Origin of the sequence: Curtobacterium sp. PhB146, assembly GCF_004342995.1 — a bacterium.
In the GTDB taxonomy this organism is placed as follows: Bacteria; Actinomycetota; Actinomycetes; order Actinomycetales; family Microbacteriaceae; genus Curtobacterium.
Genome location: NZ_SMBN01000003.1, coordinates 103,094 through 125,532, shown reverse-complemented (window position 1 = coordinate 125,532; position 22,439 = coordinate 103,094). Strand labels below are relative to the sequence as shown.

The window sequence follows — 22,439 nt, the reverse complement described above, 5'->3', positions numbered from 1 at the left end:
GGACTCCTGCACGGGGCGCTTCGACGTTCGCGAGGAACGTGACGGCTACGCGATCTTCGTGTAGCGCACACCCGCGTCGTGGTACCCGCGCTTCTGGTAGAACCGGTGCGCGCTGTCCGTGGCAGCCGCACTGACGGCGCTCAGGCGACGCGCGCCCTGCTCGACCGCCCACGCTTCGAAGGTGCCGATGAGCGCGGAACCGGTGCCGAGCCTCCTGGCCGTGTCGTCGACCACCAGCAGCAGGAGCTGCGCCGTCGGCTCGTCGCTCGCGTACGCCCAGGTGACCTGCGCGCCGGCGACGGCGACCGCGCGACCGTCGTCGCCACGCACCACCCAGGTGCGGTGTCCGGCCTCGGGCGTGAGCCGCTCGAGGCGTGCGCGCATCGCCGCGTCGTCGACCTCGTGGCCGAGCAGGCGGACGAGGGCAGCGACGTCGGAGACGTCCGTGTCGGACCAGGTGGTGATCGACTCGACGAGGAGGGTCATGTCCGTGACACTACCGACCCGACCCGCCGTGTGACGACGGAGCCGAGGACCTCAGTGGGTCGACTGCTCCAGCCGGATGCGCGCGAGGATCTCGCCACGCAGTTCTTCCGGAGCGGTCTCCTTGCACGCGCGGCGCACGGTCTCGATCAGGACGACGCCGACGCGGTGTTCGGTCGTGCAGTCCTCGCAGTCGTCCATGTGCTCACGGATGTCCGCCGCGTCCTCGCGGCAGAGCTCCCCGTGCAGGAACTCCTCGAGCTCGGCCTTCGCCTTGGAGCAGTCGCAGCCGCTCATCGTGCTTCCTTCCCATCGACGCGACCCTCGGTCGCGGCAGTCTTCCGGCCTCGTCCGCGCATCGTCGCCGTCGACGCTGCGTCCGGGACGATGCCGGTCTCACGGGCGTGGTCCGCCAGGAGCCCCCGGAGGAGCCGGCGACCACGGTGCAGACGGCTCATGACCGTCCCCACGGGGGTCTTCATGATGTCGGCGATCTCCTGGTACGAGAAGCCCTCGACATCGGCGAAGTACACGGCCATCCGGAAGTCCTCGGGGATGGCCTGCAGGGCGTCCTTGACGGCGGACGACGGCAGGTGGTCGATCGCGTCGGCCTCGGCGGACCGTGCGGAGATCGACTGGGTGACGCTCTCGGCGCCGCCGAGCTGCCAGTCCTCGAGCTCGTCGATGGTGCCCTGGTACGGGTTCCGCTGGTTCTTGCGGTACGTGTTGATGAACGTGTTCGTCAGGATCCGGTACAGCCAGGCCTTCAGGTTCGTGCCCTGCTTGAACTGGCGGAACGCGGCGAACGCCTTGACGAAGGTCTCCTGCACCAGGTCCGAGGCGTCGGCCGGGTTGCGGGTCATCCGCATCGCCGCGCCGTACAGCTGGTCCATGAAGGGCAGTGCCTGGGTCTCGAAGAGGGCCCGGAGTTCGTCGGCCGACACGGTCTTGGCGTCGACGAAGGACTCGTCGTCCGCTTCTTCCGCCTCGACCGCGTCGAGCTGCTCCTCGGTCTCCTCGACCAGGTCGTGCGGTGCTGCCTGCGGCTCGTCGGTCGTCATCGCGGGCCAGTCTAGAGCGAGCGACGTGGACACGCCGGGCAGGCGCGTCCGCGAGGGTGCGAGTGCTGTCGCCAAGGGTCCTCCCGATCGTTTCAGTAGTCTTGTGAACCGATGGCAGACACGACGCATTCCCAGAGCGGTGCACAGGCCGCCGCGGACCCGGCCCCCTGGATCGCCCCGCTCGCGCGCGGTCCCCTGCGTGGCGACGTCGCGCTGCCCGGCTCGAAGTCGCTGACGAACCGCGAGCTCGTGCTCGCCGCCCTCGCCGACGGCCCCTCCGTCATCCGCCTGCCGCTGCACTCGCGCGACTCGGCGCTCATGATCGCGGCGCTCCGGCAGCTCGGCGTCGGGATCGACGAGGTCGAGCCGGCACCGGGAACGCAGCCGAACCCCTACGGGCCCGACCTCCGGATCACCCCGGCACCGATGCACGGCGACGTCCGCGTCGACTGCGGCCTCGCCGGCACCGTGATGCGGTTCCTGCCGCCGCTGGCCGCCCTGGCGGTCGGCCCGGTCGTCGTCGACGGCGACCCCTACGCCCGCAAGCGTCCGATGCACGCGATCATCGGGGCGCTCGTCGACCTGGGCGTCGACGTCACCGACGACGGCGCCGGCTCGATGCCGTTCGCGTTCACCGGCACCGGGTCGGTCCGCGGAGGCGCCCTGTCGATCGATGCATCGGCGTCGTCGCAGTTCGTGTCGGGCCTGCTGCTCTCCGCGCCCCGCTTCGACGAGGGCCTGCACCTCACCCACGTCGGGGAGCGCCTGCCGAGCCTGCCGCACATCGAGATGACCGTCGCCGCGCTCCGTGCCCGCGGCGTGACCGTCGACGAACCCGCGGTCGGCGAGTGGGTCGTCCACCCCGGTCCGATCGCCGCGCGCGACGTCACCATCGAGCCCGACCTGTCGAACGCCGCGCCGTTCGCGGTCGCCGCGCTCGTCGCCGGCGGCACCGTCCGCATCCGCACCTGGCCGCGCGAGACCACGCAGGTCGGCGCCGACCTCGAGACGCTCCTGCCCCTGTGGGGCGCGACCGTGGCCCGTGACGGCGACGACCTGGTCGTCGACGGCGGCGTCGGGATCCGGGGCGGGGCCTCCTTGCCGGGTCTCGACCTGGACCTCAGCCGCGGCGGCGAACTCGCACCGGCGCTCGTCGCGCTGGCCGCGCTGGCCGGCGGGCCGACCGAGATCACCGGGATCGGCCACCTGCGTGGGCACGAGACGGATCGTCTCGCCGCGCTCGCGGCGGACGTGAACCGGTCGGGAGGCGCGGTGCACGAACTCGACGACGGCCTGCGCATCGAGCCTGCCGCGCTCCACGGCGGCGGCTGGGCCGCGTACGACGACCACCGGATGGCGACGGCCGGCGCCGTCGTGGGCCTCGTCGTCGACGGCGTCGCCGTCGACGACATCGGGTGCACGGCCAAGACGCTGCCGCAGTTCCCCGAGCTGTGGGCGGCGCTCGTCTCGACCGGGGACGCGGGGGCCTGACGCATGAGCTGGTGGGACGACGTCGACGGTGACGACTCCGACGCGGACGAACCGTACGGACAGTACGACGAGTCGAGCGTGCGGGTGCGTCCGAACCCGAAGGGCAACCGGCCCCGCACGAAGACCCGGCCGACGTACGACGACGCCCCCGTGGGGTGGGTCACCAACGTCGACCGTGGGCGGTTCGGCGTGCTGGTGGGGACGGGCTCCGGCTCCGATCCCGGATCCGAGCACGTCATCACGGCGACGAAGGCCCGCGAGCTCGGCAAGAAGTCCGTCGTCACCGGCGACCACGTGTCGCTCGTCGGCGACGTCTCGGGCGACCCCGGATCGCTGGCGCGCATCGTGAAGGTCGCCGAGCGCACCACGCTGCTCCGCCGCAGTGCCGACGACTCCGACGAGGTCGAGCGCGTCATCGTGGCGAACGCCGACCAGATGCTCATCGTCGTGGCGGCCGCCGACCCCGAGCCCCGCACCCGGCTCATCGACCGCTACCTGGTCGCCGCGTTCGACGCCGGGCTCGACCCGATCCTCTGCATCACGAAGACGGACCTCGCCGATCCGGCACCGTTCCTGGCGCACTTCGCCTGCCTCTCCTTGCGGATCGTGACGAGCCGGTCCGACGACGTCCCGTTCGAGGCCCTGCACGACCTGCTCGACGACAAGGTCACCGTGACCGTGGGGCACTCCGGTGTCGGCAAGTCGACCCTCGTGAACGCCCTGACCGGGTCGACGCGGGCGATCGGCGTCGTGAACTCGGTGACCGGGCGCGGGCGGCACACCTCGTCGTCGTCGATCGCGCTGCGGGTCCGTGACGGCGGGTGGATCATCGACACCCCGGGCGTCCGGTCGTTCGGCCTCGGGCACGTCGACCCGGCGAACGTCTTCCGCGCGTTCGCCTCGCACGCGATCCCGGTGCGGCCCGCGCGGGACGACATCCCGTTGGCGCAGGCGCACGACTGGGAGATCGTCGACCGGGTGCAGGACGGCGAGCTCGGCGCCACCGGTGTCGAACGGCTCGACTCGTTCCGCGCACTCCTGACGGGCATGGGCGCCTCCGACCCCGGCCTCGAGTAGCCCGCGGCGCGCCCGCGCCCGCCGGCGTGCGCCGATGGGTCACGAACTGTCGCCTGACAGAGCAGCATTCAACGGTTCGTGGCCGCTCGAGCTCCGACGCATGGCATGTCGTGACCACTCCGGCGCCCCGTCCCGCTCGCCCGTCCTGTCCAGGCGTGGCCAGTCCCGCCCGTCCCGTCCAGTCGCGGCCCTCCAGTCGCGGCCCGTCCAGGTTCCGAAATCTGCACATCTCGGCGGTGGTTCGGGCCGTTCGTGAAACCTCGGCGAACCGCGTGCGGCATGTCGTGGAACCTCGGCGGAGGGCGCTCGGGCGTGGCACCTCGTCCCACCGCGCCCGGCCCGACCGCACCCCCACCCAGCACGCGTCGACAAGTGCGCAGCGGTGTTGTACAGTGAACCCTCGTGTCTGAAGTTGCAAAGTACAACTTTGCGCCGACCCCCGCCGTCGACGCCCCGTCCTCGAGCACGACAACGACGTCGCACGCGCACCACTCCCCCACCCACAAGTCCTCACGAGCACCGCGACCGCAGCGCACCGACAGCGTCCTGCGCCCGGCCGGCCTCGGACGGGTGCTCCTGACCTTCGCCACGCACATCCTCGTGCCGCTGTTCCTCGCCGCCGGCATGGGCCTGGCCTACCTCGGTGCCTTCCACGCCCCCGCGCCGAAGGAACTGCCCGTCGGCATCGTCGGGCAGTCCGCCGCGACCCAGGTGTTCGCCCAGACCGTCACCGACGAGTCCGACGGTGCCCTCGTCGCCCACGTCGTCCCCTCGACCAAGGACGCCGAGCGGCAGATCCGCGACCGCGACCTGGCCGCCGTGTACGCCCCGACCACCACGGGCGCGACGCTCTACGTGTCGACCGCGGCATCGGAGACGACCGCGAGCGCCGCACAGAAGGTCTTCCTGCCGATCGCGTACGAGCAGCACGTGCCGTTCCGGGTCGTCGACGTCGTCCCCACGGGCGAACAGGACAGCACCGGCCAGGGGCTGTTCTTCCTGCTCGTCGCCCTGAGCGTCGGCGGCTACGCATCGGCCATCGCCGTGGCGTCCGTCGCGACGAAGCTCCGCGCGGTGTGGACCGCGGTGGTCGGCCTCGCCGCCGCCGGGGTCGTCGCCGGCATCGGGATCATCGTCGCCGGGCCGATCTACGGCGTCATCACCACGCACCACTGGCAGGTGTTCCTGTTCGCCTGGCTGTACGACGCGATCATCGTCGCGATCGGCGTCGGCCTGCACCCGGTCCTCGGGCGGTGGACGACACCCGTGCTCACCATGCTGTTCGTGATGCTCAACTTCACGTCGTCCGGCGGCATCTTCCAGGCGTCGTTCGTGCCCGGGTTCTTCTCCGCACTCCACTCCTTCTGGAGTGGCGCCGCGTGGCTGCAGGCGGCACAGGACCTGCAGTACTTCCCGGACGCCTCGCTCGGCCGGTCGTCCCTGGTGCTCGCGCTCTGGCTCGCCGCAGCCGTCCTGCTGTGCGTGGTCGTGCACGGCCTCGTCGCCCGCCGCACCCGCATCGCCCGCGAGCGTGAGGTCACCCGGCTCGAAGAGGAAGAGGTCGTCGCCGCGTAGCCCCGCTACGCTCGACCCGTGGACCTCAGCGCCGACTTGGACTTCGCCCGCTCGCTCGCCGACATCGCCGACACGATCAGCCTCGAGCGGTTCCGCGCCGCCGACCTGCACGTGTCGAAGAAGGCCGACAGCACGCACGTGACCGACGCCGACCAGGCCGTCGAACACGCCCTGCGCGAGCGGATCGCGACGGAACGACCCGACGACGCGTTCCTCGGCGAGGAGACCACGGCGGACACCGGCGCCGAGGCGACCAGCGAGGGGCACCGTCAGTGGGTCATCGACCCGATCGACGGCACCGCGAACTACCTGCGCGGTGTGCCGGTGTGGGCGACGCTCATCGCCCTGGCGGTCGACGGCCGCCCCGTGCTCGGCGTCGTGAGCGCCCCCGCGCTCGGCAAGCGCTGGTGGGCGGCCGAGGGCCTCGGCGCGCACTCGTTCGACGGCGACCTCCGCGTCTCCGGTGTCGCGGACCTGTCCGACGCGAGCCTGAGCTACAACAGCATCCAGCAGTGGGACGACGACGACCGGCTCGAGTCCCTCGTCGGCCTGTCCCGCAAGGTCTGGCGGACGCGCGCCTACGGCGACATGTGGTCGTACATGCTGGTCGCCGAGGGGGTCATCGACATCGCGGGCGAACCCGACCTGAAGCCGTGGGACATCGCGGCCCTCGTGCCCATCGTGGAGGAAGCCGGCGGGCGCTTCAGTTCACTCGACGGCGACCCCGGGGCCTGGCACGGCAGTGCACTCGCGACGAACGGCCTGGTGCACGACGCCGTCGTCGAGGTCATCCGCCGCTAGCACGACCCCGAACGACACGCTCGACGTCGGATGACGTCGCGGGTGTCGGTCCGAGTCGATCAGGCGGCCGCAGTCGCCGCCTCACGCCGAGCCGCACGCCGCCGCACCACCAGGTCCCCGACCGCCAGCACGAGCGCGAGGGCCATCAGCGAGACCGTGAACGTCGTGCCGCTCCGGAACGCGTCGTGGTACGCATCGAGCCGACTCCCGCCGGAGCCCCCGGCAGCAGCACCCCGCACGATCCCGTAGAAGATGCTCGTCGCCACCGCGGTCCCGATCGCGGTCCCGACGCGCTGCCCGAGCTGCTGCATCGACCCGGCGACCCCGGACTGCTCCACGGGGATCTCGGCCAGGGTGAGCGTCTGGTTCGGCGACACCACGAACCCGCCGCCGAGGCCGCCGACCAGGAAGGCCCCGGCCATCGCCCACGGCGTCACCTCCGGCGGGGTCAGCACCGCGGCGAGCATGAGGAGCACGAAGCCGACGACGACCATGAAGAGCCCGAAGACCACCAGGGCCCGTCCGACCCGGTCGACGATCCGTCCGCCGATGTAGGACCCCACGGCGCTCGTGGCCGCGAACGGGATGCTCACCATGCCGGCGAACAGCGGTGACAGCCCGAGCCCCTCCTGCAGGAACAGCGTCACCATCAGGAAGGACGCCGGGATCGCCGCGAAGTAGACGGCCACGATCGACAGCCCGTTGCGGTACGACGACAGCCGGAACAGCTCGAAGTGCACCACCGGTGACTTGCCCTGCTGCTTGTACCGGACCTCCCAGAGCACGAACAGGCCGAGGAACACGACGAAGGCGATCAGCCAGAGCCACCGGGCACCGGAGTCGCCGGCACCCGTGGTGAGCACGAACGGCAGCATCAGCGTGATGATGGCGGCGCCGAGCAGCAGGATGCCGACGATGTCCAGCTCGCGGTCCTTCGCCTGTCCCTGCGCCCCCTTGGGCAGCAGCCGCATCGCGAAGAACAGCGCGACGAGTCCGAGCGGCACGTTCATCCAGAACAGCAGCCGCCACCCGTTCTCCTCGCCGCCGATCGCGATGAGGCCACCGCCGATCGTCGGGCCGAGCGCCGTCGAGATGCCGATCATGGCGCCGAACAGCCCGAAGGCCCGTCCTCGCTCCGGGCCCCGGAACAACTGCTGCACGAGTCCGATCACCTGCGGCATCTGGGTGCCGGCGGCGAAGCCCTGCAGGATCCGCGTGACCATGAGCACCTCGATGGTCGGCGCCACGGCGCAGAGCAGGCTCGACACGGTGAACGCCACGAGTCCGATGATGAACAGGGCACGGCGGCTCTTCAGGTCGCCGAGCCGACCGGCGGGCACGAGGGCGAGGCCGAACGCCAGCGCGTACCCCGCCACGATGAGCTGCAGGGATGAACTGGTGGCGTCGAGGGACTTCTCGATCGACGGCAGCCCGACGTTGACCTTCGACAGGTCGAGGATCGTCAGGGCGGCCACCGCGACGCACACGGCGAAGGCCCTCCAACGCGTGCGGTCGTCGAGGCGGGCGTCGGTCGGGTCAGCGCTGGACATCACCATCGTTCGTACACCGACCGGCCTCCGGGCGGGCGAGACCCACCCCCCGGGTGGGTGACACCCCCTCGTCGTGGCCCCCCGGACTGGGGGCACCGTTGCCGGATACGCGGTGCGCGGGGCGGCTCAGATGGTCAGGACCTGAGTTATCGTGCTCGTACGGAAGGTCACGCAAGCACCTGGATTCCCTAGATCCGAGTGCACGTGCACGGCCTCCCGTGTTCGTCCGAAGACCCTAACCCGAGGGGTGATACAGACGATGACATCATCGTTCCCGAGCGGAACCGAGTGCACCCTCACTCGTCGACCGCATTCAATCCACGACAGCTCCGGCGCGCGCGCAGTCGCCGCCATCCGTCCGCACTCCGACACGGCCACCCACCGTGCAGCAGTCCGGTCCGCCTCACGGCGCCCCGTCGCAGCGCTCGCAGCGTTCGCCGACGACCTCTCCGCAGGATCCGCTTCCGGGCCCGGAGGCCGGTGAGTCATGGCACTCACCGGTCGACGTCTCGAGGTCGACCGGATCGCGACCCTCGCTGTACTCCCTCGGGAGTCCGCGATGGTCGTGGTCGGCGACCCTGGTTCCGGACGCAGCAGCGTCCTCGACGCGGTCTCGAACCGCGTTTCCCTCCCCGTCGTGCGGGTCGGTGTCAACGGGAGTGAATCCCGTTGGCCGCTGGCCGGCGTGACCTCCTTGTTCACCGCGCTCGACGACCCTCGTGCGACGGCCCACATCGCCCATCTCCTGCAGACGGGTGAGACGGCGGTCCCCGTGACCGCCGGACTGGCGGCGGCGCACGACTTCCTCGACGCCGTGCACGCCCTCACCCTGCCGCCGACGCTCGTGCTGATCGACGACCTCGACCGCATGGACGTCGAGAGCCAGGAGCTCATCGCGTTCCTCGCCGGCCGACTCGCAGGCACCGCCCTGCGCGTCGTGGCGACGGTCCGTTCGGTGCCGTCGGACGGTCCGCTCGCGGCCCTGCCGGCGCTCCGCATCGAGCCGCTGCCGTCCGACGAGGCACTCATCCTCGCCCGGACCATGGCACCGGAAGAAGCGAACGACGGCGTCCTCGCCGTCCTCGCCGCGGAGACCGGTGGCAACCCCGGCGCGCTCCGCGAACAACTCGCGGTGCTCAGCCGCGAGCAGCTCACCGGCGCGGAGCCGATCGTGCTCCCGCTCCGACCCACTCCGACGACCGAGGCCCTCGCAGCCCTCGCACTCGGGTCCGCCGCGGGACGAGATCTGGACGTCCTCGCGAAACTCGCCCTGGTGCCGGTCGCGAAGACCACGGCCTGGGACCGCGACGAGTTGGACGACCTGGTCGGAGCAGGCCTCGCCACCGTGCGGGGCCAGAGCGTGACGGTCCGCGACCCCCTGGTCCGGTCCTCGCTGTACTGGCGTATGCCCGCCCGTGACCGCCGCGCGGCGCACGCCGCGCTGGCCACGGCGAGCGCCGAGTCCGACCCGCGGGCAGCCGCGTGGCACCGGAGCTTCGTCGACGACGTCCCCGACGTGGTCGCGTTGCTCAGCGCCGCACGGTCCTACGTGGTGGACGGCAACGTGCACGCCGCGATCGCCCTCACCGAGCGTGCCCTGCACGTCGGTGGTGGCACCGAGGACGAGCTCGTCGCGCTGCTCGGGGTCGCTGAGGCCCTGCTCGGCAACCGGCTGCTCGGCTTCGCCGCGCGGTACCTCGCCGCGCTCCGTCCGTTCCGGACGACGGCGCACGAGGTCCGCCGGCTGCGCCTGCAGTACTCGGCGCAGTACCTCAGTGGCGACGCCGTGCACGCGGACGAACTCCTCGTGTCGGTGGACGCGACCGAGCCGGCCGACGTGGACGCGGTCGCCGGGCTGATGGCCATGGTGGCGTGCTTCCGTGCCGAGGCGTGGGAGCTCGACCAGGCGAAGGACCTGCTGCACCGCGTCGAGCCCCTCGAGGCGTCGGCGTCTCCGCACACGTTGGAGATCACGACGACCGCGCGGGAGCTCATCGCCGCGATCGACGGCACCCTGCCGTCGGACACCGACCTGCACGACGGACTCGCAACGTCGGTGCTGCTGGCGATGTCCGACCCGGCCCTGCTGCTCCTCGCCCACGCGCTGAGCATCGCTGAGCGGTACCGGAGCGCGCGTCGGGTGTTCGCACTCGTCCTCGCCCGTGGCCCGCAGACGGCGCCGGTGTGGACCGAGGCAGCCCGCTACCTGACCGCCGAGAACGAGGTGCGCTCCGGGAACTTCCGGCAGGCGCTCCGCGCGATCGACGTGTGGGAGGCCGGTTCCTCGGTGGTCGAACGGCTCCGTGAGCCGTCGCGGGCCATCGCGATCGCCTGGCGGCACTTCGCCGAGGGGCGCTCCGCCGATGCCCTCGCGGTCGTGGACCGGTGCCTCGAGCACCGTTCGACGAGCCGCCTGTGGGGTGCGACGGCGAAGCTGCACGCGCTCCGCGGTCGGGTCCTGCTGCTCGACGGCCGACTGGAGGAGGCAGCCGCCGCACTCGAAGCGGCGGACGCCATCGGCAGGTCCCTGCGGAACCCCGCGGTGCTCCGGCACCTCGGCGACCTGGTCGAGGCGTACGCACGCCTCGGACGGATCGACGACGCCCGCACCATCACCGCGCGGCTCGCTGCGGACCACCACGCCCGACCGGGTCGCTGGGGTGCGCTCGTGCTGGCGAGGAGCCTCGCGCTCGTCGCCGACGACACCACCAGGGACACCGCCCGTCGCCGCGCGTTGGAGCTGTTCCAGCCGCACGACTCGCAGTTCGAGCGGGCACGGACGTTCGCGGCCCTCGCGACGGTCGGCAACCCCGCCGAGCGTCCGCGTCTCGGTGCGGCAGCAGCGGCGGCGTACGAGGCGGCCGGCATGCGCCGTCCCCTCGTCACCCCCGCACCGGCAGCGGCCATGCCGCCGTTCGGCACGGGGCCGTCGCTCCGGTCCGCACCGGTGCTGTCCGCGTCGATGCCGGGGACGCCCCGGAGCGCTCCGGACGCCTCGGCGGTGCTCACCTCGCTCACGGCCGAGGAGCGCGCCGTGGTGCAGAAGGTGACGGAGGGCTACCGCAACCGCGAGATCGCGTCGTCGCTGTTCATGTCGCAGCGCACGGTGGAGCTGCGGCTCACGCAGATCTACCGCAAGGTGGGCGCGCGGTCGCGCTCCCACCTGGTCGCGCTGCTCACGTAGTCGACGCGAGCACAAGGCGGACGGGAGGCCCGGTACCAGCTGGTACCGGGCCTCCCGTCCGCCTTTTCGCTGTTTTCACGCAACCGGCCTCGCAGGCTCGGTCGGCGCTGGCGCCGCGCGCCGCTGGCGCGTCGCTTCATGCGGAGCGCGCGCGTTGCGGGAGTCCGCACGCGACCGCACCGCGGCGCCCCCCGCACGCGGGGAACCGCAAGAGCAGTCGACGACTGTTGCCGTGGCGGCGTCGCCGGGTGAGGCTTCTCATGCACCGACCGCCGTGCGCCTCCCGAGGGGCCAGACCGCGGTACCCCGTCCGGTACCCGAACCTCGTGGCCCACCCACTCCGTCGTCCGTCCTCGCCTGATCCGAGGACGGGCGCCGGTCAGGACCGCGAGGGCCCGGACGCGCGGCAGACCCGACGGCGGTCGGTGCCGAACCCCGCTCCACTCCCCCACCCCGTTCCCCCGAAGGGACAGCCGATGTGCGGCATCATCGCGGCCCGCGTGTCTGACGACGCGACGCCCTACCTGCTCGACGGACTCGAACGACTCGAGTACCGCGGCTACGACTCCGCCGGCATCGCCGTCCGGACCGCCGCCGGACGCACCGAGACGATCCGCTCGGTCTCCCGTGTCGGGGACCTGCGCACGCTCGTCGCCGCCCGGTCCGGCGACGCCCTGACCGGCGTCGGCATCGGCCACACCCGCTGGGCCACGCACGGTGCCGTGCGCGAGGCGAACGCCCACCCGCACGCCGACTGCTCGCGCCGGATCAGCATCGTGCACAACGGCATCATCGAGAACGCCGACCGCCTGCGCGACATGCTCACGGCGCAGGGCCACCGGTTCCGCTCCGAGGTCGACTCCGAGGTCATCGCGCACCTCGTCGAGCGCGCCCTGGCCGTCGACCCGGACCTGATGCTCGCCGTGCAGATCGCGACCGCGCAGCTCGAGGGGTCGTGGGCGATCGTCGTCCTCGACGCCCGCGACGGCCGGATGGTCGTGGCCGCGGACCGTTCCCCGCTCGTCGTCGCCCGGTCCGCCCGCGGCGACTTCGTGGCGAGCGACATCGGCGCGATCGCCGAGTGGTGCGAGACCTTCGTCGCGCTCCGCGACGGTGACGTCGTCGAGCTCGGCGAGGCCTGGACCTGGTCGTCGAACGGGATCACCGTCCCCGTGCCGTTCCCCACCCCGTCGCCGTTCGCCGCCACCGCGCTGGACCTCGGCGACCACCCCGACCACATGGCGAAGGAGATCGGCGAGCAGGCCGACGTCGTCAGCACGATCCTGGACCGCATCGCCCGCCGCACCGCTGACGGAAGTATGTGGGTCGGCCTCGGCCTGCCCGCCTTCCAGCGCCTGGCGATCGTCGCCTGCGGCACCTCGCTCAACGCCGGCCAGGTGATCGCCACCGCGCTGCGTGGCATCGGCGGCGTCCCCACCGACATCGTCGTCGCCAGCGAGGCCGACCAGGCCGTGCTCGGCCCCGACACCCTGGTCGTCGCGATCAGCCAGTCCGGCGAGACCGCCGACGTCCTCCGCGCACTCGACCGCTTCGAGGACCGCCACCCGGTGCTCGCGCTGACGAACAACGTGCACTCCTCGCTGGCCCGTCGCGCCGACGCCGTGCTCGACTGCCACGCGGGTCCGGAGATCGGTGTCGCCGCGACGAAGACGTTCACCGCGCAGGTCGTCGTCGGTGTCGCCGCGGTGATCTCCGCACTCGTGGCGTCCGGCCGCATCGAGATCGCACGTGCCCACGCGCTCGTCGACGAGCTCCTCGACCTGCCGGCACGCATCGAGCACGCCACGCAGGTGTCCGCCGACCGGATGCCGCTCCTGGTGTCGAGCGTGAAGGAGGCCACCGGCTTCCTGTTCCTCGGCCGCGGTGCCGGCCTGCCGTACGCCGCCGAGGGCGCACTCAAGCTCAAGGAGCTCAGCTACCGCTGGGCCGAGGCGTACCCCGCGGGCGAGCTGAAGCACGGCCCGCTCGCCCTCGTCGACGAGGGCACCCCCGTCGTCGTGATCGACCACGGCGAGCCGAAGATCCAGTCGGCGATCGCCGAGGTCCGGGCCCGCGGCGGGTTCGTCATCACCATCGGCGGCGAAGGCTCCGACATCCCGGCGCTCGGCAGCCGCGGCACCGGCGGACTCGCCTGGGGCGCCATGGCGGCGCCGTGGGGTCCGCTCGAGGCCGTCGTGCCGCTGCAGATGCTCGCCCGCGAACTCGCACTGCAGCTCGGCTGCGACGTCGACAAGCCGCGCAACCTGGCGAAGTCGGTGACGGTCGAGTGATGCGCGGTCGGATGAACCACCTGACGACGTTCCTGGTCGTGCTCACGGCGTTCGCGATCGCCATGACGACGGTGCTCGTCGTCGTGGTGGCCGGGCCGACCGTCCTGGGCTGAGCCGGGCGGGTGGGCGGGCGCCGACTCGGATCGACGTTCTCGATGTCGTACGACGTCGAGGGTGTCGTTCCACATCGTCCTCGACGCCGGGTCTCGGGCAGTTCGCGGGACACGGCTGCGATGCTGGTCCCTTGACCACCGCAGCCCCGCCCCTCGTGTTCGTCGCGCTCGTCGTCGGCGCGCTCCTGCCGTTCCTGCCGCTCGTCGGACGCGTCGCACGGATCGCCGCGACCATCGCGCACGAGGTCGGGCACTGCATCGTCGTCGTCCCGTTCGGCGGCCGCATCCAGCGCATCGACCTGCACCGGGACGGCTCCGGCGAGGCCTGGGTCCAGCTCGGTCGGGTCCCCGGCGGCATCCGCTGGCTCGTCCGGATCCTCAACCTCTACGCCGGGTACAGCGCGCCGCTCTGGGCCGGGGTGCTCCTGGTGACCGGGGTGCTGCACGGCTCGCGGTGGCTGCCCGTCGCCGTGCTCGGGGTCATCGGGCTCGTGGCGCTGGTGTTCGTGCGGAACTGGTTCGGGCTGCTCGTCGTCCTCGGGTTCGACGTCCTGGCGCTGTGGGTGGCACTGCGTCCGTCCGAGACCACGGTGCTCGTGGTCGCCGCCGTCGGGGCGTTCTTCGTCGTCGACGGACTGCGGTCCGTCGTGCAGGTCGCACGGTGGCTGCTCACCGGCGCCCGCGTGCAGACGGACTTCCACATCGCCGCAGCCGAGATGCGGGTGCCGGCCGGGGTCTGGTTCGTGCTGTTCGTGCTGGTGAACGGCCTGGCGGTGTGGCTCGCACGGGTCCCGTTGCTCGAGGTCTGGGACACCGTGGTGGCGGGCGTGCGCGCGCTCTTCTGACGGGGTGCCGTGGTCGCACCACGTCCGCGACGATCCACGCGGTGATCGACTGGTGCAATGACGCAGAACGGGTGCGCAGCCCCGCGCTTACTCCCAGGGGCGCTGCGCGAGCTCGGCGGGGTCGAACACCCGGCCGCCGGCGACCACGAGCGACCGCGGCACCCGTCGCACCAGGGCGTCCATCGGGTTCTCGGCGTCGAGCAGCACCACGTCGGCACGCGCCCCCGCCACGAGGTCGTGCGCCTCGTCGGTGACGAACCGGGCACCGTCGCGCGTGGCGAGCTCCACCACGCGGGTCAGGTCCTCGTCCCGCACCACACCGCCGGCCCGCGCGTACTGCCACGCGATGCCGAGCAGGTCGCCGTCGCCGTAGGGGCTCCACAGGTCACGGATGCCGTCGGTGCCGAAGCCGAACCGCACGCCGGCCTCGTCGAACTCGTACAGGGGAAGCTGTCGCATCCGCACCGGGGCGACGGTGGTCATCGTGACGCCGAGCGACGCCATCCGGGCGAGCAGGTCGCGGCGACGCACGGGATCGACGTCGACGATCGCGAACCCGTGGGCGATGTTGACCCTGCCCGGTGCGATGCCGAGCCGCTCCACCCGGTCGAGCACCAGGTCGAACGCGAACGCACCGAGCTCGGCGGGCTCGTGCAGGTGGATGTCGATGCCGCACCCGGTGTCGGCGGCGATGGCGAACAGGCCGTCGAGCTGCCCGACCGGGTCGCGGTCGATGAGCGACGGGTCGAGCCCACCGATGTGGTCGGCTCCGGCCGTCGCCGCCTGCCGCAGCAGGTCGAGCACACCGGGCCGCCGCAGCACGCCGTCCTGCGGGAAGGCGACGATCGACACCTCGACCGCACCGTCGAGCGCGTCGGCCGCCGCACGCACGGCCTCGATCCCCCGCAGCCCGACGCCGAGGTCGACGTCGACGTGCGTGCGGACCCGGGTGGTGCCGGTGCGCAGCCCCTCGCGCAGCACCCGCGTGGCGACGGGTTCGCTCGGGATCCCGAGGGCGTCACGCCGAGCCCGTTCGTGCGCGATGCGCCCCTGCGTGCCGGGCTCGCCGCCGTACGACTCCCACTCGTGCCCCCACCAGCTCTTGTCGACGTGGGCGTGCGTGTTGACGAGCCCCGGCAGCGCGAGCTGGCCGCGCCCGTCGACGACCCGAGCACCAGCACCGGCACCGGCACCGGCACCGCCACTGGCACTGGCACCGCCCGCGACGCCGTCGCCCGCTCCGGTCGCGGTGACCGAGACGATGCGGCCGTCCGCCACCCGGATGTCCGACCGTGCACCACCCCACGGACGGACATCGCGGATGATCAGGGTCGCTTCGTCGGTCGCCATGCCCCCATCGTGGCAGCCGCCAGGGCCCCGCCGCGACCCCACCGCACCCCGGTTCCGCGTAACGGAACGCCGCAATCGCCTGTCCACGCAGCGAAGGCTGCGAGGCTACCGCCAGACGACTCCCGGAGGTGTCCCATGGCGAACGACGATCACGGTTTCTCGACCGAACAGGTGCACGGCGGCTTCGTGCCCGACGCAGGGCACGGCGCACGGATCCCGGCCATCCACATGTCCTCCGGCTTCCTCTTCGACGACTTCGACCAGGCGCGCGACCGCTTCGCCGGCACCGAGGACGGCTACACCTACACCCGCCTCGGCAACCCGACGAACGCCGACGTCGAGCGCCGCGTCGCCCTGCTCGAGCGGGGCGTCGAGGCGATCCTCGTCGGCAGCGGCCAGGCGGCGGCCACCATCGCGTTCCTCGGGCTCCTGCAGGCGGGCGACCACGTCGTCGCCGCCCGCAGCATCTACGAGGGCACCAAGGGGCTGCTCGTGCAGAACCTCGGCCGCCTCGGCATCGAGGTCGACTTCGTCGCCGACCAGCGCGACCTCGACGAGTGGGCACGGCTCGTCCGCCCGAACACGAAGGCGTTCTTCGCCGAGACGATCCCGAACCCGAAGAACGACGTCCTCGACATCACCGGCGTCGCCGACACCGCGCACCGTGCCGGCGTCCCCCTGATCGTCGACAACACCCTGGCGACGCCGTACCTGGTCCGGCCGGTCGAGCACGGTGCCGACATCGTCATCCACTCGGCATCGAAGTTCCTGTCCGGCCACGGCGCGGGCCTCGGCGGCGTGGTCGTCGACGGCGGCACGTTCGACTGGTCCGCCTCCCCGGAGCGCTGGCAGCACCTCACCAGCCCGGAGCGGTCACTCGGCGGCGACAGCTACGTCGAGCGTTACGGCAACCGGGCGTTCGTCGTCTTCGCGCGTGACGTCGTCGCCTCGCGCATCGGCCCCACCCCGTCGCCGTTCAACGCGTTCCTGATCCGCCAGGGCATCGAGACGCTGAGCCTGCGCGTGGAACGCCACAGCGCGAACGCGCTGGCGGTGGCGCAGTGGTTGGAAGCACAGCCGGAGGTGACGAGCGTCGACCACGCGGGTCTGGCCTCCAGTCCGTTCCACGACCTCGCCCAGCGCTACCTGCCGCGCGGTGCCGGCTCCGTCTTCGCGTTCACGCTGGCGGGCGGCGAAGCCGCCGCGCACACCTTCATCGACAGCGTCCAGCTGTTCAGCCGCATGACCCACCTGGGCGACGTCCGCTCGCTGATCCTGCACCCCGCGACGACGACGCACGCCGGCAAGACCGCCGCGGAGCGCGCCGACCAGGGCATCGACGGCGGCCTGATCCGACTGTCGGTCGGCATCGAGGACGTCGCGGACCTGCTCCGCGACCTGGAACGCGGGTTCGCCGCGTTGCGTTCCGGGATCGACGGGGAGAGCCTGGAGGCCCGTGGCGCGTCCGACGCGGAGCGTGCGTCCCTGGAACACTCGGTCCCAGGCACGCACGTGATCTCGGAGGAGCTCTAGACGATGGCACGACCGCAACACTTCGGGTACTTCTTCTCGCGCGGGTTCGGCCCGCAGGCGTGGGGGCGCTCGGACTGGGACTGGGGCCACGACTGGACCAAGCCCGACCTGTACCAGCAGTCCGTCCGCACGCTCGAGCACGCCGGCATGGACCTGGTCATCGCCGAGGACGCCATCTCGCTCGGTAACCCGTCGACGCTCGACCTGCGCATCCGCCAGGCGTACGGCGGCCCGAAGCACGACCCGCTGCTGCTCGCGCCGTACCTGTTCGCGGCGACCTCGCACATCGGCATCGCGCCGACCGTGAACGCCGGCTTCACGCCGCCGTACCTGGCCGCACGACAGTTCGCCACACTGGCGCACCTGTCCTCCGAGCGGCTCGGCATCAACGTCGTGACCGACGTCGGCAGTGCCCGGCACGCCGGTCTGCCGCCGCTGCCGCACGACCAGGCGTACGACCGTGCCGAGGAGTGGATCACGCTGCTCCGCCGGCTCTGGGGGTCGTGGGAGTCGTCCGGGTACGTCGGGGACCCCTCCGACTGGCACTTCGCTGACGGCGACGCCCTCGACGCGTTCCACCACGAGGGCGCGTACTTCACCGCCGACGGCCCGCTCAACGCGCTGCCCCTCGACTCGGACCCGGTGGTCGTCTCCCCCGGTGGCTCCGGTCGGGGCCTCGCGTTCGCCGGCACCCACTCGGACGTGCAACTCGCGCTCGCGCCCCTGTCGGCCGCCGCGGTGGCGGACTACCGCGGTCGCGTGATCGCCGCAGCGCAGGCCGCCGGACGCACGGCCGCCGACCTGCGCATCCTGTTCGTCCTCAAGCCCGAGATCGTCTCGTCGTCCGACGAGGCCGACCGGATCGTCGAGGCGTCCCGGCACCCGTCCGACGACGACCTGCGGACCGCGGCGATCGCGTGGTCGAGCGACTCCGAGACGGACCTGCTCGCGCTCGACCTCGACGCGCCCGTGCCGGACGGGACCTTCGGCGACCACGTCTCCGCCGGCACGATCCGCGGGCTGCTCGGCGACACCCCGGACGCCCCGCTGCGCGCGCTCCTGGAACGCAAGGCCCGCAAGGGGCGGGTGTCCTCGCGCGAGGGCTTCGTCGGCACCGCCGACGAGTTCGCCGACTTCATCGAGGAGCTCGGGTCGGACGCCGACAACGACGGCATCATCTTCTCGGGCGACCTGCACCCGGCGCAGATCCACCGGATGTTCGGCGACCTGGTGCCGGTGCTCCGGCGCCGTGGGCTCCTGCGGCGGGAGTACGGCGCCGGGGGCATCCGGGCGAACCTGTTCGACTTCTAGTGGTGGACCGGCTCGACTAATGGTGGACCGGCTCGACTAGTGGTGGACCGGCTCGACCACGCCTGATTCCTCGACGTCACGGACGTCGTCGGCCGTGCGGAGGATCTCCGCACGGTCCGAGGCGGAGTTGATCGCCCAGTAGTAGATCACCAGCGAGAACACCGCGACGACGACGATGTCGATCCACAGCGGGAACACCGGGTGCGTCAGCGGACCGAAGTCGCTGAGGAACACGATGAGCCCCATGCCGATCAGGTACGGCAGCAGCCACTGCGCCGCCTTCCAGTCCCAGCGCGGCCGGACGCTCGAGGCACCGCGGAACACGTTGTTCAGGATGATCACCACGGCACCGATGAGGATCGCGACGCCGAGCTTCCAGTCGGTGTCCCACCCGGTCCACAGGATGATGAGGTTCGCGACGATGAACGCGATCGGTGACAGCACCGCTGCGGCGGGCATCCGGTAGGGGCGCTCGATCTCCGGGATCCGCTTCCGGAACGCACCGAGCGCCAACGGGGCACCGGCGTACATCAGGACCGACGCGCTCGTGATGAGGCTCACCAGCCCCTGCCACGAGGGGAACGGTGCGAAGCACGCGCAACCGACGACGAACGCCGCGACGAGCCCGACCCACGGCACGCCCTGCTTCGTCGTCCACTCGAACGCCTTCGGGAAGTACCCGTTGCGACTGAGTCCGTAGGAGATGCGGCTCGTCGCCGTCACGTAGATCAGCCCGGTCCCCGCGGGCGAGATGATCGCGTCGATGAAGATGACCACCGCCAGCCACGTGATGCCCGCGGCCATCGCGATGTCGGCGAACGGCCCCGTGTACTTCGTGAAGTCGGCGGTGGCCCAGGACCCCTGGATCGCATCCGACCGGAGCACCCCGAGGAACACGACCTGCAGCAGCAGGTAGATCACCAGCCCGATGAGCACCGAGCCGATGACGGCGCGCGGGATGTCCCGCCGCGGGTTCTTCGCTTCACCCGCGAGCTGGTCGGCCTGCTCGAAGCCCAGGAAGGCGAAGATGATGCCGGAGGTGGACACCGCCGCCAGGACCCCCTTGGCACCCTCGGGCATGAAGCCGTCAGCCGCCGTGAAGTTCGAGCCGTGGAACCCGCTGAACGCCAGCACGATGATGACCAGCAGCGGGATGGCGACCTTCCACCACGTCGCCGCCGAGTTCGTGTTCGCGAGGATCCGGACGCTGAGCAGGTTGATCACGGTGACCACCGCCATGAGGACGACGGCGACCGCGATGCCCGCGCCGGTGAGCAGCTGCTGCGTCTCCCCGTCCACCGTCGTCGTGTGCAGCCACGGGTGCGCGAACTGCCAGTGCTGCGCGTACTTGATCATCGCCTCGACCTCGATCGGGGCGACGGTCACGGACTGCAACCAGGAGAACCAGCCGAACGACGCGCCGGCGATGCCACCGAACGCGATGTGCGGGAACCGTGCCGTCCCGCCCGCGATCGGGAACATGCCGCCGAGTTCGGCGTGTACGAGGGCGAGGACGAGGATCGCCACACCACCGATGAGCCACGAGATGATCGCGGCCGGGCCGGCGGTCTTCAGGGCCTCCTGCGACCCGAAGAGCCAACCGGAGCCGATGATCGACCCCGTCGAGGCCCAGATGAGCCCGATGAAGCCCACGTTCCGCTTGAGGCCGGAGTCCGGCAACGCCGGCGTCGTCGTTGTAGCCACTGCTGCTCCCGTCGAGTGAGCGGGCCCCACGAACGGGGGTCGCGCTCATCGACTCTGGCACCGGGACAGCGGCTTGGCCGGATTCTTTAACATGCCGGAAACAATTGTGCTGTATAAGCACTCAGGCTGCTACTTCTTGGACTTCTTCTTCTTGCCGTCGTCCTTCTTGTCCGACTTCTTCTTGTCGGACTTCTTCTTGCCGTCGTCCTTCTTGTCCGACTTCTTCTTGTCGGACTTCTTCTTGCCGTCGCTCTGCTTCTTGGACGGCTTCTCGTCCGACTTCTTCGGCTTCGCTTCCCCCGAAGGCAACGGCAGGACCGGTGCCTGCTCCGGCGACTCGACCCCGTCGATCGGCTCGACGACCACGGCGGAACCCGTGTCCAGCGCGACGTCGACCGCGTGTTCCTCGAGCACGGGCGCGAGCGCGTCCGTCACCCGCTCCACGGTGAGCACCGCGTCGTCCTCGGCGAGCCGCAACAGCGCCTGCGCGGTCCGCACCCGGGTCGTGGTCTTGCGTGCCAGGACGTCGGCGCGCGCACCCTCGAGGAACGTGCGGGGCGTGCGCTCGACGACCGACCGTCCACGCGGTGCAGCGCGGTCCAGGCGGTCCAGCTCACCGGCGACCCCGGCCACGTCATCGGCGACGTGCTCGTGCCGCACCGACTCGATCAGCGCCGCGATCGCTGCTGCACCCCGTTCGACAGCAGCCGAACGCTGGTCGAGCACGACGAGCATCTCGACGACCGAACCGTAGGTGACGGTCTCGAGGCGGACGGGCTCGGCACCCCGGCCGCGGACGACCAGGCGGGCGTCGGGCGTGGGCAGCCAGGCAGCGAGGGCGGCAACCGTGGCGACGGACCCCACGATCCGCTCGTAGTCGGTGAGCACCACTCGCTCCTGCTCGCGCAGACGGACTCGGATCGCGATCTCCTGCACCACGTGGGGGCCTTCCGTTCGGGGTCGGCGCGGGCGTTTCCCTGCGCCTCCTCCGGAGCGTAGTCCCCTGACGTGGCGAGACAGCGAACGCCCCGGCATCGTCCAGGGACGGTGACGGGGCGTTCGTGCAACACGTGGTGACAGCGGCTCGACGACCGGCGAATGGTGGAGATGGGGGGAATCGAACCCCCGTCCATCGCTGCAATTCGACGTCTTCTACGGGCGTATCCGGATAGTTCGTTCTGCTCGGCCCCGTCCTTTGCTACCGGCTTCTAGGACGACGGGCCCAGTCTCAGTGCAAGTCCCGCACGGCCCTGAGGCGCAACCGTGCAGCAAGTCCTCTGGATGACGCCGGGATCAGGTTAGGGGACGGTCACCTGGCCGACGGACTTCATGTGCTGGGCTGCTTACGCAGCGAGAGCGAAGTCAGTGCGCTTGGAATTGGCACTTGTTGTTTTCCACGGATCGTTCACGAGATAACCGTGGGTCCTCGGCCCGCTTCCCGTCGGCACACAGGCAATGTCGAAACCGATCATCCCCATGCGGGCCGGACGTGCGAGCCGCTGTCACGCTGTTGAGTTGTGTTGCGACTACTCCGATCGGAGCAGTCCCTCAGTCTAGCTGACCGAGGTGCGAGGCCGCTACTCGCCGACGCGGTTCTTCGTGCGCATGGCCCGCTCGGCCTCACGCTTGTCGGTCTTCTCCCGCATGGCCTGACGCTTGTCGAACTCGCGCTTGCCCTTGGCGACCGCGATCTCGATCTTGGCGCGACCGTCGTGGAAGTAGATCTGCAGCGGCACGAGGGTGTAGCCGCCCTGGGCCGTCTTGTGCGAGATCTTCACGATCTGCTGCTTGTGGAGGAGCAGCTTGCGCTTGCGCCGAGGTGCGTGGTTGTTCCACGTGCCCTCGGTGTACTCGGGGATGTGCACGGCATCGATCCAGGCTTCGCCCCGGTCGATGTAGGCGTACCCGTCGACCAACGAGGCGCGTCCCATGCGCAGGGACTTCACCTCGGTGCCGGACAGGACCATGCCGGCCTCGTACGTGTCCTCGATGAGGTAGTCGTGTCGGGCGCGACGGTTCGTCGCGACGATCTTCTCACCGCGTTCCTTCGCCATGACGACTCCTCTCGTA

General features: G+C 71.2%; 18 protein-coding genes and 1 other RNA gene. 10 read left to right on the top strand and 9 right to left on the bottom strand.

All coding sequences use genetic code 11. The features are described 5' to 3' along the window. Positions 1-45 precede the first annotated feature (45 nt). Genes EDF33_RS12740 through EDF33_RS12730 form a run of 3 tightly spaced genes read right to left on the bottom strand, consistent with a single transcriptional unit; the run spans position 46 to position 1,544 of the window. Complete coding sequence (locus tag EDF33_RS12740; protein ID WP_123294768.1) at positions 46-486, bottom strand: GNAT family N-acetyltransferase; 441 nt, start codon at positions 484-486, stop codon at positions 46-48. A 51-nt stretch (positions 487-537) separates the two neighbouring features. After that, the gene (locus EDF33_RS12735; protein WP_111086426.1) at positions 538-780 is read right to left on the bottom strand and encodes a zf-HC2 domain-containing protein; all 243 of its coding nucleotides are present in this window, start codon (positions 778-780) and stop codon (positions 538-540) included. Then, the gene (locus tag EDF33_RS12730; protein ID WP_123294769.1) at positions 777-1,544 is read right to left on the bottom strand and encodes a sigma-70 family RNA polymerase sigma factor; all 768 of its coding nucleotides are present in this window, start codon (positions 1,542-1,544) and stop codon (positions 777-779) included. Before EDF33_RS12730 ends, EDF33_RS12735 begins: the two co-directional genes overlap by 4 nt. A 111-nt stretch (positions 1,545-1,655) precedes the next feature. Here EDF33_RS12730 and aroA point away from each other — a divergent pair, with 111 nt between their 5' ends. The 4 genes from aroA to EDF33_RS12710 all read left to right on the top strand — a co-directional run bounded on the left by aroA (position 1,656) and on the right by EDF33_RS12710 (position 6,488). Beyond that, a complete protein-coding gene (aroA, locus tag EDF33_RS12725; protein ID WP_132100230.1) occupies positions 1,656-3,035 on the top strand; it encodes a 3-phosphoshikimate 1-carboxyvinyltransferase in 1,380 nt (459 codons plus the stop codon). A gap of 3 nt (positions 3,036-3,038) precedes the next feature. Then, on the top strand, positions 3,039-4,112 hold the full coding sequence (gene rsgA / locus EDF33_RS12720) for a ribosome small subunit-dependent GTPase A (RefSeq protein ID WP_132100229.1): 1,074 nt from the start codon (positions 3,039-3,041) through the stop codon (positions 4,110-4,112). Between the two features lie 402 nt (positions 4,113-4,514). After that, positions 4,515-5,687, top strand: coding sequence for a hypothetical protein (locus EDF33_RS12715; protein ID WP_132100228.1), 1,173 nt, complete (start codon positions 4,515-4,517; stop codon positions 5,685-5,687). 18 nt (positions 5,688-5,705) lie between these two features. Continuing rightward, complete coding sequence (locus EDF33_RS12710; protein WP_132100227.1) at positions 5,706-6,488, top strand: inositol monophosphatase family protein; 783 nt, start codon at positions 5,706-5,708, stop codon at positions 6,486-6,488. A gap of 59 nt (positions 6,489-6,547) precedes the next feature. Here the strand turns inward: EDF33_RS12710 and EDF33_RS12705 are convergent, their stop codons facing one another. Then, positions 6,548-8,038: an MFS transporter gene (locus EDF33_RS12705; protein ID WP_132100226.1), complete on the bottom strand. Its 1,491-nt coding sequence runs from the start codon at positions 8,036-8,038 to the stop codon at positions 6,548-6,550. A gap of 487 nt (positions 8,039-8,525) precedes the next feature. Here EDF33_RS12705 and EDF33_RS12700 point away from each other — a divergent pair, with 487 nt between their 5' ends. The 4 genes from EDF33_RS12700 (at position 8,526) to EDF33_RS12690 (ending at position 14,471) form a co-directional block, all read left to right on the top strand. Further along, entirely contained in the window at positions 8,526-11,222 is a 2,697-nt protein-coding gene (locus EDF33_RS12700; protein ID WP_132100225.1) for a LuxR family transcriptional regulator, read from the top strand. A 476-nt stretch (positions 11,223-11,698) separates the two neighbouring features. After that, positions 11,699-13,513, top strand: coding sequence for a glutamine--fructose-6-phosphate transaminase (isomerizing) (gene glmS / locus EDF33_RS12695; protein WP_132100224.1), 1,815 nt, complete (start codon positions 11,699-11,701; stop codon positions 13,511-13,513). Next, the gene (locus tag EDF33_RS20545) at positions 13,513-13,626 is read left to right on the top strand and encodes a Rax2 family protein (RefSeq protein ID WP_240347339.1); all 114 of its coding nucleotides are present in this window, start codon (positions 13,513-13,515) and stop codon (positions 13,624-13,626) included. The genes glmS and EDF33_RS20545 overlap by 1 nt, the downstream gene beginning before the upstream one ends. A 131-nt stretch (positions 13,627-13,757) precedes the next feature. Further along, the gene (locus EDF33_RS12690) at positions 13,758-14,471 is read left to right on the top strand and encodes a M50 family metallopeptidase (RefSeq protein WP_165918815.1); all 714 of its coding nucleotides are present in this window, start codon (positions 13,758-13,760) and stop codon (positions 14,469-14,471) included. 87 nt (positions 14,472-14,558) lie between these two features. On the opposite strand, the gene EDF33_RS12685 is transcribed toward EDF33_RS12690, so the two are convergent. Further along, complete coding sequence (locus tag EDF33_RS12685; protein WP_132100222.1) at positions 14,559-15,821, bottom strand: amidohydrolase family protein; 1,263 nt, start codon at positions 15,819-15,821, stop codon at positions 14,559-14,561. A gap of 135 nt (positions 15,822-15,956) precedes the next feature. On the opposite strand from EDF33_RS12685, the gene EDF33_RS12680 reads away from it, so the two are divergent. Together EDF33_RS12680 and EDF33_RS12675 are read left to right on the top strand one after the other, a co-directional pair. Further along, positions 15,957-17,354 carry a PLP-dependent transferase gene (locus EDF33_RS12680; RefSeq protein ID WP_132100221.1) on the top strand — a complete coding sequence of 466 codons (1,398 nt, stop codon included), beginning with the start codon at positions 15,957-15,959 and terminating at the stop codon, positions 17,352-17,354. A 3-nt stretch (positions 17,355-17,357) separates the two neighbouring features. Beyond that, entirely contained in the window at positions 17,358-18,665 is a 1,308-nt protein-coding gene (locus tag EDF33_RS12675) for an LLM class flavin-dependent oxidoreductase (RefSeq protein ID WP_132100220.1), read from the top strand. 36 nt (positions 18,666-18,701) lie between these two features. On the opposite strand, the gene EDF33_RS12670 is transcribed toward EDF33_RS12675, so the two are convergent. The 4 genes from EDF33_RS12670 to smpB all read right to left on the bottom strand — a co-directional run bounded on the left by EDF33_RS12670 (position 18,702) and on the right by smpB (position 22,423). Next, positions 18,702-20,369 (bottom strand): APC family permease, encoded by a 1,668-nt coding sequence (locus EDF33_RS12670; protein WP_207906692.1) that lies wholly within the window; start codon positions 20,367-20,369, stop codon positions 18,702-18,704. A gap of 129 nt (positions 20,370-20,498) precedes the next feature. Further along, a complete protein-coding gene (locus EDF33_RS12665; protein ID WP_132100219.1) occupies positions 20,499-21,308 on the bottom strand; it encodes a hypothetical protein in 810 nt (269 codons plus the stop codon). 160 nt (positions 21,309-21,468) lie between these two features. Further along, positions 21,469-21,845: a transfer-messenger RNA gene (gene ssrA / locus EDF33_RS12660) on the bottom strand. A 101-nt stretch (positions 21,846-21,946) separates the two neighbouring features. Continuing rightward, entirely contained in the window at positions 21,947-22,423 is a 477-nt protein-coding gene (gene smpB / locus EDF33_RS12655) for an SsrA-binding protein SmpB (RefSeq protein ID WP_123294782.1), read from the bottom strand. Positions 22,424-22,439 lie beyond the last annotated feature (16 nt).